This is a genomic window from Bradyrhizobium sp. AT1, assembly GCF_001590795.1.
Lineage (GTDB): Bacteria > Pseudomonadota > Alphaproteobacteria > Rhizobiales > Xanthobacteraceae > Bradyrhizobium.
In genome coordinates, this window is record NZ_JXDL01000001.1 from 6,939,366 (window position 1) to 6,955,317 (window position 15,952).

The window sequence follows — 15,952 nt, forward strand, 5'->3', positions numbered from 1 at the left end:
ATGGGCGGAATCATCTGGGGCGACACCGTCGGCGGGACCTACGAAAAGCCCGTTCTCGATGCTCAGGGCAATCCAATCCTCAATCCGGACGGTACGCCCAAGACAACACCGACCAAGGTCGAAGATACGGAGGCCAACGCCGACAATATCTGGTACTCGCCCAACACCATCGTCAAGGACGCGCAGCACCACGACCTCCTCAAGTTCTATGGACTGACTCTCACTGGCGGCAACGCCGAGGGCGGCATCGCCGGTCTCGCCGCATTCGGCGGCGTTGGTGCCGTCGTCGGCTACACCAACTTCCTCGCAACGGCTGCTGCAAACGGCGGCAAATACGATCCAGCGAAGTCGATCTATTTCGATCATCTGCTGCCGTGGATGACCTATGCGTTCCGGCCCAATTCCCGCGGCGGGCTGGACATGTACGTCACCAACCAGTTCGACCAGCTCTTCACGGCTGTCATTGGCGGCACCGCGAGCGACGCCTACAAGGCGCAGCAGGCGCTGGACGCGCAGGGCATTCTGAAAGGCTGGATGAAGATCGAGAACTTCGATCTCGTCGGCAGCTACATCGGCTTCCAGCAGGGGGAGCTCACCGGCCAAGGCACCTTCGGCATGGTGTTCAAGGCGCCCAATCCGATCGCCGATCTGATGACGATGCTCGAGCCGCTGCTCGGGATCTACGGCATTGCGATTGCCGCCCAATATGGCGGAAATACCCTCATCGATCAGGCCGTGACCCTCAGCGCCGCCGCGACGCGTTTTGCGAAGGGCATGAAATGGGCGGACGGCGCCGATCCGCTGGTGATCGATCTCGATGGCGACGGCATCGAGACGACCGATCTCGGAGTCAGCCAGGTCTATTTCGATATCGACCACGACCTGTTCGCCGAGCGCACGGGCTGGCTCAGCGGGAACGACGGCTTCCTGGTCCGCGACCTCAACGGCAATGGCGGGATCGATGACATCTCGGAGATGTTCGGCGGCGTCGGACAATCCGGCTTTGCGCAGCTCGCCACGCTGGATTCCAACGGCGACGGCAAGATCACGGCCGCGGACGTGCTGTGGTCCGAACTCAGGGTATGGCAGGACCTCGATGGCGACGGCATCACCGATGCCGGCGAGCTGAAGACGCTCGATCAGCTCGGCATCGTCAGCATCGATCTCGGCGCCACCGCGATCGACATCACCACGCCCGACGGCGCGCGGCTGACCGGCGTCGGCGACATCACATTCCAGAGCGGCGCCGTCAGGCACATGTTCGACGCCATCCTGGCCTCGAACGACACCGACACCAGATATGCCGGCGAGGCCGGCCACGCGGCCTGGCAGTCGGGCTCGACGCTCGACGTCAAGGGCTTTGGGCGGGTGACCAACCTGGCGGTCGCTGCCGCCAACGACATCTCGTTCGGCGAGCTCGTGACGGCCACGGCGGCGGCGATGACGACGCCGAAGCTGCGCACGCTGGTGGCGCAGGTCGGCGACGTGCTCGGTGCTTGGGGCGAGGCGCTGGAGCAGACGCGTGAGCTGACGCCGGTGCTGGTCGGCACCGACGCAGGTGGCAAGGCCGTGCTGCTCGACCGCGGCGTCTATGTCGAGGACGGCCAGGGCGGCTACTGGACGCTCGCCTCCGGCGCGCCGGTACTGAACGCGCAAGGCCAGCCGATCGCGCGCGCCACCATGGAGGACGTACTGGCGCAGGCGGCCGCGTCAGGTGTGACCTGGCGTGTGGAGCAGACCTGGTCGCCGTCCGACCGCGACGCCGCGCTGACCGATCGCGATGCCGCGCCCTATCTGATGAGCGTCGTCAACGGGCGCGCGGTCATCCTCGACTACGGCATCAAGCAGGCCGACGGCAGCTGGAAGCTCGCCTCCGATGCCGCCACCAGCTACGCCAGCAAGGACGCCATCCTCGCGCTCGCCCATCCCACCGGCACCGAGTGGCGGACCGAGCAGCTCGGCTTCAATCCCTATGCAAATCTCCCCGTCGACAAGATCGGCGTGCGCTTCACCGACGGCATCGCGGTCGACTACACGGTGAAGGTGACCGACCAGGACGGCACCTTCTATGTCTGGGCGCGCAATCTCGACCGTGCGCTGCAGCTGGAATGGAAGACCGGCGACAGCCGCGAATTCAACCTGCGCAATTACGCGATCGACTTCGATACGCTCGACGAGGTGAATTCGACCGACAATTCCACCTATCGCGTCGAGATGCTGACGCCGGCGCAGTTCCACTTCGCGACCTCGCTCGGCGGCATCGATTTCCGCCCCGAGATGCTGACGGCGCAGCTCGACAACGCGACCGGGCACATCGCCTATGCCGTCGGGCCTGGCGGCAGCGCCAATCTGTCGACCGATCCGGCGCATTACGTCTCCGGCATCGCGACCATGATCGACATGCTGCAGCCGGTCATGACCGAGTACATCGCGACCTCGCGCCGCTATGCGGTGCGCATCGCGATGCAGGGTGGCCTCAAGGACTTCTTCCGCGGCCTCAGCTACGATCTCGCCTCCGACAGCTACAAGCCGACGACCAACCGCGAGCTCGCCCCGATGTTCGAGGCGATCTTTGCGGGCGCGCCGGCCAGCAACTCCAATGATGCCGTGTTCGACTACCTCGCGCAGTGGAACGGCATCCTGGCGCAGGTCTATCCGGACTATCACCCCTCGGGCGAAGGCAATCTCGGCGGCTCCACGCTCTCGGTGAACCAGGCCTTCATCATGCAGATGATGCTGCCGGCCTTCGAAACCGTCGGCGTCGACCTCGACATCCGCGGCGTCGCGCACGCGCTCGGGATCAGCGACGAGCGCATCATCACCCACACGGCCGGTGACGTCATCGTCAACGGCACCGATGCGACCGACTATTTCTACATGACCGCTGGCAACCAGACCCTGCGCGGCGGCAAAGGCGCCGACTATTATTTCGTCGGGCGCAACTCGGGCGACGACGTCATCGATGACAAGGACGTCGGCGACAGCGACGAGCTGCGCCTCACCGACGTGCTGTCGACCGACGTCAAGGCGATCCGCGACGGCGAAGATCTGATCCTTGAGATCCGCGGCCGCACAAACACCATCCGCCTGACCGACCAGTTCCTCGGCGAGAACAACGAGCTCCTCAGCAACGGCAAACGGGCCGATTCCGGCGTCAGCGCCATCGTGTTCGCCGACGGCGTCGCCTGGGACCGCTTCCGCATGTCGATGGAGGTGCTCGACAGGGAGCGTGCCGCGGGCCAGTTCAACGACAGCCTGATCGGCTCGGGCTCGGCCGACATCCTCTGGGGCGGCAAGGGCAACGACTACATGAGCGGCGGCGCCGGCGGGGACATTTACGTCTTCCAGGCCGGCGACGGCCAGGACGTCATCGACGACCTCGGCAATTTCTCGTTCGGGCCGGTCAAGGCTGGCATCGACGTCCTCAGCTTCAAGGGCGGCATCAAGCTCGAGAACCTGAAGCTGATCCGCGACGGCGAAAGCCCCGATCTGCAGATCGTGTTCCTCGACGACAACGGCCAGCCGACCGGCGACACGCTCGTCATCAAGGGCCAGTTCGCCGGCATCAAGACCGGCCTCGGCCTGTTCTCCGACGCGCTCGGCAGCAGCGACGGGCTCGACTATGTCGCACCGAACCTGATCGAGCGTTTCGTCTTCGACGACGGCTCCAGCATGGACTTCACGCAGATCGTCCAGAAGGTGCTGGAGAACGCCAAGACCGCGAACGACGACGCGATCTACGGCATGATCAATGCCAACACACTCGACGGCGGGGCCGGCAACGACTTCCTGTCCGGCAAGGAGGGCGACGACACCTACATCTTCGGCCGCGGATACGGCCGCGACGTCGTCCTCGACAACTCCATTCCCGGCCTGTTCGATCCGCCGCAGCACGACAAGCTGCAGTTCGTCGACGAGATCCGCTGGACCGATCTCGACTTCCTGCGCGATGGCGCCAGCGATACGCTGCGCATGCGCATCAAGGGCACGACCGACGAGATCGTGCTGCAGGATTTCCTCGCCACCATTCCGATCCTCGGCTTCATCAACGTCATCGAGGACATCCAGTTCGGCGACGGCACGGTCTGGACCGGATTCAAGCTGGCTCAGCATTACATCGACATCGCCAAGACCGCCGGCAACGACACGATCTACGGCTATGACGAGCTGTCCGACTCGATCGACGGCGACGCCGGCGACGACCGTCTGGTCGGCTTCGGCGGCAACGACGTCTATTACGTCGCGGTCGGGGAGGGCAACGACACCATCCTCGACAGCTCGGGCAACGACCAGGTCATTCTCTCCGGCATCGCCTCGACCGACGTCGACTTCTCCCGCACCGCGCTCGATCTGATCATCACGGTCCGCGCCACCGGCCAGCGCTTCGTGCTGGAAAACCAATATGTGCGCGACGATGGTCAGACCTACGCGGTCGAGAGCCTGGTCTTCACCGACCGCACGGTGTCGTTCCTCGACGTCAATCCGGAAGACATCGATCTCGTCGGGACCAATGGCGACGACGCCATCACCGGCTCGAATTTCTCCGAGACGCTCGACGGACGCGGCGGCAACGACACGCTGACCGGCGGCGACGGCGGCGACACCTACAAGTTCGACGCGGGCTACGGACAGGACGTCATCGTCGACCGCCGCGTGCGCGCGAGCTGGTCCGACCGGCGCGGCGTGCACGTGCCGGTCGATGATGTGGTGGAGTTCGGCGGCGGCATCACCCGCGACAACGTCGTCTTCACCAAGGACGGCAACGACCTCCTGATCTCGATCACCGGCCGTACCGACACGCTGCGCATCCGCAACCAGTTCCGCGAGGCCGAGGACGGCGTCGAGCTGTTCCGCTTCTTCGACGGATCGACCATCAAGATCTCGGACGTCGAGCAATTGCTCCAGATCGCGGGAGGCAACCGCGGCGACAACGTCATTACCGGCCTGCTCGAACAGGAGAACGTGCTGGACGGGCGCCAGGGCGACGACACGCTCTACGGCGGCAACCGCGCCGACACCTACGCGTTCTCGGCCGGTTACGGCTTCGATCGCATCATCGAGCGGCCGGACAATGCGGGCATCGTCGATCGCGTGGTGTTCGGCGCCTCCGTTCGCTTCGAGGACATCGTCGTCAGCCGCAATGGCAACGATCTCGTCATCGACCTCGGCAGCGGGCTCGATGTCCTGACCATCGTCAACGGTCTGTCGACCAGCCGCGTCGAGCAGTTCGAGTTCGCCGACGGGCGGATTCTGTCCATTGAAGCCATCATCGACCGCATGCTGACCGGCACCGCCGGCGACGATCATCTGATCGGATTCGACAGCCGCAACGACACGCTGTCGGGCGGGGCCGGCCAGGACGCGCTCGAGGGAGGCTTCGGCAACGATACCTACAAGTTCGGCATCGGTGACGGCAGCGACAGCGTTGATGACGCAGGCGGCGTCGACAAGATCGTGTTCGGCGAAGGCATCACCTCCGACCTCGTTCATTTCAGCAACATCGACGGCGATCTCTTGATCTCGATCGGCAACGGCACCGACCGGCTCGCCATCCTGTCCGGCTATAGCGCAAGGCCGGTCGAGAGTTTCGTCTTCGCCGACGGCACCACGCTGTCGATCGAGGATGTGCGGGGCATCATCCGCGACGGCCTGTCGAACGCCAGTCAGGACTTCGTCGATCTTAGAGAGTTGCCGGCCGCCAGCACGCTGCATCCGGGCGCTGGCCATGACCGCCTCATCCTGGCCCAGGACTCGCGCGTCGTCATCGGCGCCTCGGAAGGCATCGACAGCGTCGAGATGCCCGCTGGCGTGACCAGCGCGACCGTCGTGCTCGAGGCCTACGCCTCGAGCGATGCCATAGTCAGGCTCGTCGCGACCGACTCGACCGACCTCATCGTTTCCTTCTCGTCGGGCAGCCAGCTGATCGTCAAGGGCGCGCTCGGCAACGGCAGTCTGCCGAACATCGAATTCGCCAACGGCGTCACCTGGAACGGTGCGGCGCTGGTGCAGGCGGCCATTGCCGGGCAATCGAGCGCGGGAAGCGACATCATCGTCGGCAGCGGTCGCGCGGACGTCATCGCCGGAGGTGCCGGCGACGACCTCCTGAGCGGCGGGGGCGGTGACGACACCTACAACTTCACGCGCGGCGACGGCCGCGACGTGATCGACGACGCCTCCGGCAACGACACGCTCGCCATCACCGGCTACCGGCCCGACGAGCTGCGCGTCTCGCAGATCGACCCGGCGCGCAACGAGCTCGTGCTGTCCTTTGCCGATTCAACCGACCAGATCGTGCTGCGCTACGGCTGGGGCTGGAACGGCATCGACGCAGTTCGTTTCGGCGACGGCACATCGTTCACGCTCGACCAGCTCCGCGACATGGCGGCCGATTCCGGGACTTGGCAGGACGACCGCATCGTCGGCTCCGCGCGCAGCGAGACGTTCAGCGGCGGCACCGGCGATGACGTAATAATCGGTGGCGGCGGCGACGACGTCTACCGGTTCGGACGCGGCGACGGGCAGGATCGCATCGAGAGCAACGGCTCGAGCGACGGCAAGGGAACGCTCGTCTTCGGCGCCGGGATCGCGCTGGAGGACATCGTCGCGAGCCGGGATGCCGCTGGCAATATCGCGCTGTCGATCAACGGCACTGACGACCGCGTCACGCTGGTCGATCCCGCCGGCGACATCGATCCGGTCATCGCGAAGGTTGTCTTTGCCGACGGCCGCAGCCTCAGCTATCACACTCTGGCCGCCTCGATCGCATCGACCGACGGCGATGACCATATCATCGTTCCCTCCGATCTCGCCAATCCCGACATCGGCTCGACAATCTCCGGCGGCCTCGGCAATGACCATATCGAGGGCGGAAGGGGCGCCGACGTCATCACCGGCGGCAAGGGCTACGATCTCTCGGAAGGCGGCAGCGGCGCCGACCTCTATTATTTCGCGCGCGGCGACGGGCAGGACACGATCGCCGATGCCGAGACCAGCGACGCGTCCAAGGTCGACAAGGTCCATTTCGCCGCCGGTATCCTGCCGAGCGATATCCGCTTCCTCTCGGTCGGGCCGAACGACCTGGTGATCGGCCTCGTCGGCAGCGACGACCGTCTGACGCTCAAGGACATGTTCCGCGCCGGCAATAGCGCGACCAACTATGGGATCGAGCAGTTCGAATTCGCCGACGGCACGGTCTGGCAGCTCGCCGACATCGTCTCCCACGCAGCCGCGTCAACAGGGGCAGGCGCCGACGCGATCGATTTCGGTCCGCAGCTCGATGTCTCGATCACCCTCGACGGCGGCGCGGGCGACGATGTGCTCGCCGGCGGCATCGGCGACACCACCTACGTGTTCGGCCGCGGCTATGGCCGCGACACGATCCACGAGGCCGCGAACGCAACCGGCTCCAGCGACACGCTGCGCCTCAACAGCGGCATCCTGCCCAGCGACGTCGTCGTGGTCAGGGACGGCAATGATCTCGTGCTGCGCTTCGTCGGCAGCGACGACCGGTTGACGATCGTCGGCCAGGCCACGGCAAGCGCGCCGCCGATCGATGTCGTGCGGTTCAACGACGGCACGCAATGGAGCGCGGCGACGCTGCTCTCGCGCGCACTCACGCCCGATGCGGCCGAGCACGTGCTGCATCCGAGCAATTCGTCGTCCGATCCGTTCGCTGCACCGGTGTTCGCAGGCGCGGGCTCGGGCGGAGGCGGTGGAGGATCGCAGGGCTCCGCGACCATCGGCCTTGCCCGCTACGATGCCGTCTCGCGGCCGGTCACCGGCCTTGCCGTGGTCGGCTCCGCCAGCGAGCTCGGTAGCGGTACCTATCAATTGACCCCCGAAGCCGGCAGCAGATCCGGCGCGGTCTGGGGCAGCATCGACCTCGCACAGAACGTGGTCTGGACCACGAAGATGTTCTTCGGCGCCAACGAGGGCGGCGCCGACGGCTTGTCCTTCGCCGTCCAGAACAAGAGTGCGAGCGAGCTGACCGGATCGGGCGGCGGCGGCATGGGCGCGCTGGTCTCCGGCTCGTTCGGCATCATTTTCGACACCTGGGGACAGGCGACCGATTTCAGCCAGTTCGTCGTCAACGGCCAGACCGGCGACGACAATTTCGATCCCCGGCACGACTTCAGCCAGCTCGAGGACGCGGCCTGGCACGATGTCGTCATCAGCTGGGACGCGGCGAGCAAGACCTTCAGCTACAGCGTCGATGGCACGCTGATCGGGCGCAAGACCTACGATGTCGTCGGCAGCCTGTTCGGAGGCGATTCCGACGTCTGGTACGGCTTCGGCGCGGCGACGGGCGGTGCAACCAACGATCAGCGGGTCCAGATTCTCTCGGTCGCCACCCTGCAAGGGGCCGGCGCCGACCCGGCGACGGTCGGCACCATCGAGCAGATCGGCTCGGGCTTGTTCGCGCGCGAGCTCGCCGGTGCGGCCGCTCAAAACACCTATGACGTTTTCGTGCCGCTCTCGCGGTGGGGCGACCGCGTTGACGTCGTCACCAACTTCAAGAGCGGTGATGCCGGCGACAGTCTCGACATCGCCATTGCCGAGGGATTGTCCGGAACGTTGCTGGCGCGCGCGGTCGGCGCCGACACGCTGATCTATTTCGCCGAGCAGGGGACGCAGAGTTTTGCCGACGCCCGGCTGCTGTTGCGCCTGGACAACGTCTCGCCGGCCAGCCTCACCAGCGTCAATTTTGCCGGTGCCGCGTTCACCGTGGTTGCCAACCAGGCCTTGACCGCCAGCGGTGCAACGCCGGTCCAGGGCGGTTGGGGCGACGACACGATCAACGGCGACAACGCGGCCAACACGCTGTCCGGCGGGGCCGGCAACGACACCTTCGCGGATGCCCGCGACGGCAACGACACCCTGACCGGCGGGACCGGCAACGACTGGCTGCGCGGCGGCGGCGGCAACGACACCTATGTGTTCAACCGCGGCGACGGTCAGGACACCATCAGCGACTGGAATTACGGCACCGACACCATCCAGTTCGGGGCCGGCATCACGGCCACGGATGTCGTGGTGACGCAAGGCAACAGCGGCCAGGACCTCATCGTTACCGTCGCCGGAACCGGCGACAGGATCACGATCGAGCGCGGCCTCAGCGCCGATTTCAACCGGATCGAACAGCTGCGTTTCAGCGACGGCAGCACGCTCAGTTACACGCAGATGGTCGACCGATCGCTGACGCCAACGGCCGGCAACGACACGTTTGCGGGAGACCAGTTTGCCAACACGCTCTCGGGTGGAGTCGGCAACGATACGATCCTGGATGCCCGCGAAGGCGACGACACCCTCATTGGCGGGGTCGGTAACGATTGGCTGCGCGGTGGCAGCGGCAACGACACCTATGTCTTCAACCGGGGTGACGGTCAGGATACCATCAGCGATTGGAATTACGGCACCGACACGATCCAGCTCGGCGCCGGAATTACGGCCGCCGACGTGGTGGTGACGCAAGGCAACAGCGGCCAGGACCTCATTATCGCCATCGCGGGAACCGAAGACAAGATCACGATCGAGCGCGGCGTCAGCGCCGATTTCAACCGGATCGAGCTGCTGCGCTTCAGCGACGGTAGCACCCTCAGCTATGCGCAGCTGCTCGACCGCTCGCTGGCGCCGACCAGCGGCGACGACACGTTTGCCGGCGACCAGTTCGCCAACACGATCTCGGGGGGCGCCGGCAACGACACGATCCTCGATGGCCGCGACGGCGACGATATCCTGATCGGCGGCACCGGCAACGACTGGCTGCGCGGCGGCAACGGCAACGACACTTATGTGTTCAACCGGGGCGACGGCCAGGACATCATCAGCGACTGGAATTACGGCAACGACACGATTCTGTTCGGGGCCGGAATCACCGCCACCGACCTTTCGTTCGCGCGTGCCAGCAACGGTCAGGACCTGATCATTGCCATCGTGGGCACCGAGGACAGGATCACCATCCAGCGCGACCTCGATACGGACTGGAGCCGGGTCGAGCAGTTGCGCTTCGCCGACGGCAGCACGCTCGACTTCACAGGCATGCTCGCGCTGGCCGATGCCAACGACCGCAGTGGCCTGACCCAGATCGCGGCAGTCGTCGGCAACGGCATCGTCGGGACTAATGCCGCCGAATTGCTCAATGCGTCAACCTATACGACGGGCGCCATATTGGATGGTCGCGGCGGCTACGACCAGCTGACCGGCAGCGCCTATAACGACGTCCTGACTGGCGGCACCGGCAACGATTTGCTGGCCGGCGATGCCGGCGCGGACACCTATCGATTCTCGGCCGGCTTCGGCCAGGACACGATCCAGGAATACACGTCGAACGGCAGCAACAACGTCATCGTGTTCGATTCCTCGCTCTCGATCGATGATTTCGTCCTGGAAGCCGACGTCTTTACCGACGGCAACGGCAATTCCGATTTCAGTCAGGCCCGGCTGCGCTTTGCCGGCAGCGACGACCGGATCACGATCGCCGATCTCGATGCGATCCAGCAGATCCGCTTTGCCGACGGCACCGTGCTCGACAGGCAGCAGATGCTGGCCCGCGCGGTCAGCCTCTCCAGCAACGACCGCTCCTTCTCCCCGTCGGACATGCCGATTCCAAATCCTCTGATCGGATCGGCGAAGGACGACCTGATCGAAGGCCACGGCACCGACGACAATCTGCTCGGTGGCGGCGGCAACGATCGCATCTACGGCGGTGACGGCGCCGACATCCTGGCCGGCGGTGCCGGCAACGACCTCCTGTCTGGTGACGCGGGCGCCGACGTCTATCGGTTCTCGGCGGGCTTCGGTCACGACAGCATCTCCACGGGCGACGTCGGGCTCGACTGGATCGAATTCGATTCCAGCCTGACACCGGCCGATATCGAGGTGCTGCGCCCCTACGATCTCTACGAGGGCGGTGGCCTCACCGACGATCTGCTGGTGCACGTCAAAGGCACCGGGGACATCATCGAAGTCCGCTATACGCTGGCGACGGATCCCTACCAAAGCATTGCCGGCATCCGCTTCGCGGATGGGACGACCTGGACCCTGGACGACATCGTCAACGCCGCGGTGGGGACGCCGGGCATCCGCATCCAAGGCGCGGTCTCGGACGATACGCTGGTCGGCACCGCGGACAGCGATTTCCTTGCTGCAGGCGGTGGCAACGACACGCTGATCGGCGGCACGGGCAACGACGACCTCTGGGGTGCGGAAGGCGACGACGTCCTCGATGGCGGCGCAGGCCGGGATTCCCTGATCGGCGATGCCGGCTCAGACATCTATCGCTTCTCAAGCGGTTTCGGCAACGACTACGTCAGTGATTTCCGGGACGGAAGCTCGGCGAACGCGATCGTGTTCGATTCGACCATCACGGTCGCCGACATCGCGGTCTATTTCTCGCAGTCCGGCGACCTGATCCTGAGGTCGGTCAACTCGGACGATTCCATCACGATCGGCGGCGGCTATGTCGATGAAACCGTCGGCGTCGATGAAGTCCGTTTCGACGACGGGACGATCTGGACCCGTGACCAGCTCGTTGCGGCGGCGGTGGCACTGCCTGGCAGCCTCGTCCAGGGCGACGCGACCGATCAGACTCTGAACGGCACGGCCTTCGACGATGAAATCTACGGCGATGCCGGAAACGAAACCATCGTCGGCGGCGCCGGCAACGATGTCCTGCAAGGTGGTGACGGCGCCGACATCCTGATCGGCGGCGCCGGTCACGACGAAATGGACGGGGGATATGGCAACGACGTCTACCGCTTCTCGGCCGGATTTGGCTCGGACACGGTTTACGTCACCCCATATTACGCGGACGACACCGACGTCATCGAGTTCGACGCGACGATTGCCGCAGCGGATGTCCATCTCACGTTCGAAGGAGACGGTTACCCGCCGAGCATGCTGCTGACCATCGACGGCAGCACCGACCAGATCATGCTGAACGGGCTCCATGAGTCCACCGAGATCCACTTCGCAGACGGCACGATTTGGACGTATGACGACATGGCATCGCTTGCCGCGCCGTGGCCGGGTGTCCAGCTGCAGGGCGATCAGGGCACCGACATTCTCGGAACCAGTGGCTGGGACAAGCTCGAGGCCAATTACGGCGTCGCGTCCACCCTCGAGGGCTTTGCCGGCGACGACGTCCTCAACGGTTCTACCGGCGACGACATTCTCGAAGGTGGCACCGGCGACGACGAGATGCAAGGCAACCAGGGATCCGACACCTACCGCTTCTCGGCGGGCTTCGGTCAGGATCAGATCTACGAGTGGGGTTCCGAGGTCAACCACATCGTCTTCGACTCCTCGATCTCGTCCAGCGACATCATCATCGAGCACGAGGCCGGCTATAACGGCGACATTACCTATGCCGACGTGATCCTGCGCGTCGCGGGGACCGAGAACCGCATCATTTGGGGCGGCGGCTTCGGCTCTGCCGACTTCGACATCGCGTTTGCCGACGGCACGGTCTGGAATTCCAACGACATCAGGGCGCGCTGGAGCCTGATCGAGCATCCCTATCAAGGCGGCATTCCGATGGTCGGAGGTGCCACCAACGACAGCATCTACGGCTCGGTCGGCGCTGACGTCATCGAAGGGCGCGGCGGCAACGACTATCTGGACGGCAATTCCGGTGCCGACGTCCTAGTCGGAGGGACCGGGTCCGATCAGCTGTATGGTGGTCTCGGCGGCGATACCTATCGCTTCTCTGCCGGCTTTGGCGAGGACTGGATCCACGACTCCGTGTACGGCGCGGACGTAAACGTCATCGAGTTCGACGCGACGATCGACCCGACGCAGGTGAGCGTCCTGTCGGACGCCTCCGATCTCCAGGGCAATTATTATCTGTCCATTGCAGGCACCGAGGATCGCGTCTGGGTCTCGCGCTACGCCCACGACGCCGTGATCTCGCAGGTCCGTTTCGCCAATGGCACGGTGTGGAGCGCCGCCGACATCGAGGCGCGGCTGACCTATTCGAACCGGCCGACGCTCGTGAGTTCGGCCGGTGGCGCACAGATGGTCGGCACCGCCGGCAGCGACACCCTGACCGGCACGGCCGGGGCGGACGACATCAACGGCGGCGGATCGGTGCAATGGCAGCCGGTGGGCCCCAACCTGATCGTCAACGGCAGCTTCGAGCAGCTTGCCGCGGACGCCAGCCCGCAAAGCTGGGGCTATTCGGCAACGACGTTGCCGGGCTGGACCCGGGTCAACAGCACGCAGCCGGCGACCACACTCGGCATCGAGCAGATCACGTCAGGCTACAACGGTGTCACCGCAACCAACGGCAATTATTGGCTCGATCTCGACGGGACGGGCACCGGTGGCACTAACGTGCAGATCGCACAGGACGTGACCGGTCTCACCGAGGGCGAGACGCTGCTGGTGCAGTTCGACCACGCCAACCGGACCTGGGACTGGAATGGCTCGTTCGATGTGCTGTGGAACGGCACGGTGGTCGCGAGCTTCAACAATACCGGCACGACGATGGTGCGCTCCAGCGTGCTGGTGACGGCAGCCGCGGGCACCAACCAGCTCAGCTTCCGCGGCACCGGCAACCAGGACGGCGTCGGCGCCTCGCTCGACAATGTCAGCCTCACGCGGACGCAAGCGGTCGCGAGCACCGCGATCGGCAACGACGTGCTGTCCGGTCTCGATGGCGACGATCTCATCCGCGGTGGTGCCGGTGACGACGTGATCTCCGGGGGCAACGGCAGCGACACGCTCAACGGCAATGGCGGCAATGACACCATCAACGGCGATGCCGGCAACGATATCCTGATCGGCGGCAAGGGGAACGACACCTTGGTCGACGGCCAGGGTAACGACGTCTATCGCTTCGCGGCCGGCGACGGTCAGGACACCATCACCGACGCCAATGGAACCGACCAGATCGAATTCAGCGCCGGCATCGATCCGGCGGACGTCAGGGTCGCGCTGGTCGGAAACTCCTCGACGCTCGTCGTCACATTCCGCAATAGCGACGATCGCATCACCATCAACAACGGCTCGGTCACCGACGGCAGGGCCATCGAGAAGTTCATCTTTGCCAACGGCACCGTCTGGAACTTCGCCGACATCGCGGCACGATGGAAGACGCCGACGGCGGGCGCCGACATCGTCCTTGGCACCACCAATGGCGAGACTCTCGCGGGCGGGGCGGGCAACGACAGCCTGATCGCGTTCGGCGCAGCTACGCTGCTCGGCGAATCCGGCGACGATACCCTGACCGGAGCGAACGGCCCCGATATTCTGGTCGGCGGCACCGGCAACGACACGCTGCTGGGCGGGCAAGGTGACGACGTCTACCGTTGGGGCCGCGGCGACGGCAGCGATGCGCTCACCGACACCGGCGGTGCCGATCGGGTCGAGATCGGCGCCGGCGTTACGCCCGGCGACATCAAGGTCACCTCGCCCGACGGGCGCAGCTTCGTGCTGCGGATTCGCGACACGGGCGAGGAGCTCAAGCTCACCGATGTGATCGCCAATACCAACAATGTCATCGAAAGCATCGCCTTCACCGACGGCACCGTCTGGACGATGAACGATCTGAGGGATCAGTCATACATTGGCGAGGACGCTGCCGATACCATGGTCGGCACGAGCGACGCGAACCGCCTCGACGGGCGCGGCGGCAACGACAATCTCTCCGGGCTCGGCGGCAACGACGTGCTGCTCGGCGGCGCCGGTGACGACACGCTCAATGGCGGGATCGGAGACGACCGTCTGGTCGGCGGCCTGGGTAACGATGCGCTGTCCGGCGGCACCGGTGTCGATACCTACGTGTTCGCGGCCGGTGACGGCGACGACACGATCGCCGACGGCGGTGACGCAACGAGCGATACGTTGCGGATCGAAGGCTATAGCTTGTCGCAGATCCGCTTCGGCGCGCTCGGCCAGGATCTGGTCATCCGCTTCGCCGGGAGCGCGGATCGCATCGTCGTCCGCAACGGCCTCGGCAGCAACGCCGGCGATCTCGTCGACGCCTTCGAGATTGCGGCCGATGGAGTGACGCTGTCGCTCGCCGACGTGCGTGGTCGCCTGGCCGAGGACGTCGCCGTCACGGGCGAATTCCTGGCGGGGAGTGCCGCCGATGACGTGCTCACCGGCGGTACGGGCGACGACTACCTCAGGGGCGGCGAGGGAGCCGACATTCTGTCCGGCGGCGCCGGCAACGATCAGTTCGGCGACATCTCCGCCGATGGTTCCGTCGACACGCTGACCGGCGGCGCCGGTCGCGACACCTATTACTACTTGCCGGTCCGGCAGGGTGCGTCGCCCATCGTTGCCGACGTCATCACCGATTTCCAGGCGGGGGCCGGCGGCGACGTCATCCGCCTGATGACCAGCAATCCCAATCCGTTCGAGGGCGGCAGCATCTTCCTAGCGCAATCGGGCAGCGATGCGGTGGTCATGATGCGGGCGACGTCGGGGCCCGATCAGGAGCTGGTGCGCCTGCTAGGCGTCGATGCCACCACGCTGACCTCGGCCAATTTCGACGGCGTTCCGATCGCAATCGACAATTCGATCAGCATCAATGACGACGATGCCGGTCACGTCCTCAACGGCAGCGCGCTCGACGATCGCATTTTCGGCAATGGCGGTAACGACGCCATCAGCGGGTTCGCCGGCAATGACCGGCTGGCCGGCGGCGCCGATAACGATTTGATCGACGGCGGCCTCGGCAACGATTTGATCGCAGGCCAGGAAGGCAACGACCAGATCATCGGCGGCGGCGGCAGCGACATCATGTCCGGCGGCTCCGGCGACGACGTGATCACCGGTTACGGCGACGGCAGCTTCGCGACCGACACCGACGTGTTCGAGGGCGGCCAGGGCGACGACCAGCTGTTCGGCGGCATCGGCACGGACATCTACCGCTTCACGCGCGGCGACGGCCGCGACACCATCGCCGATCTCGGCGGCAGCGATCGCCTGGAATTCGCCGCGGGGA

General features: G+C 65.4%; 1 protein-coding gene (running past one end of the window). It reads left to right on the forward strand.

The genetic code is table 11. The features are described 5' to 3' along the window. Nucleotides 1-15,952: the 5' portion of a tandem-95 repeat protein gene (locus SE92_RS37425; RefSeq protein ID WP_283806808.1), read on the forward strand. It continues 14,924 nt past the right edge of the window; 15,952 of the gene's 30,876 nt are visible here — the first part of the coding sequence; its start codon is at nt 1-3; the stop codon falls past the right edge of the window.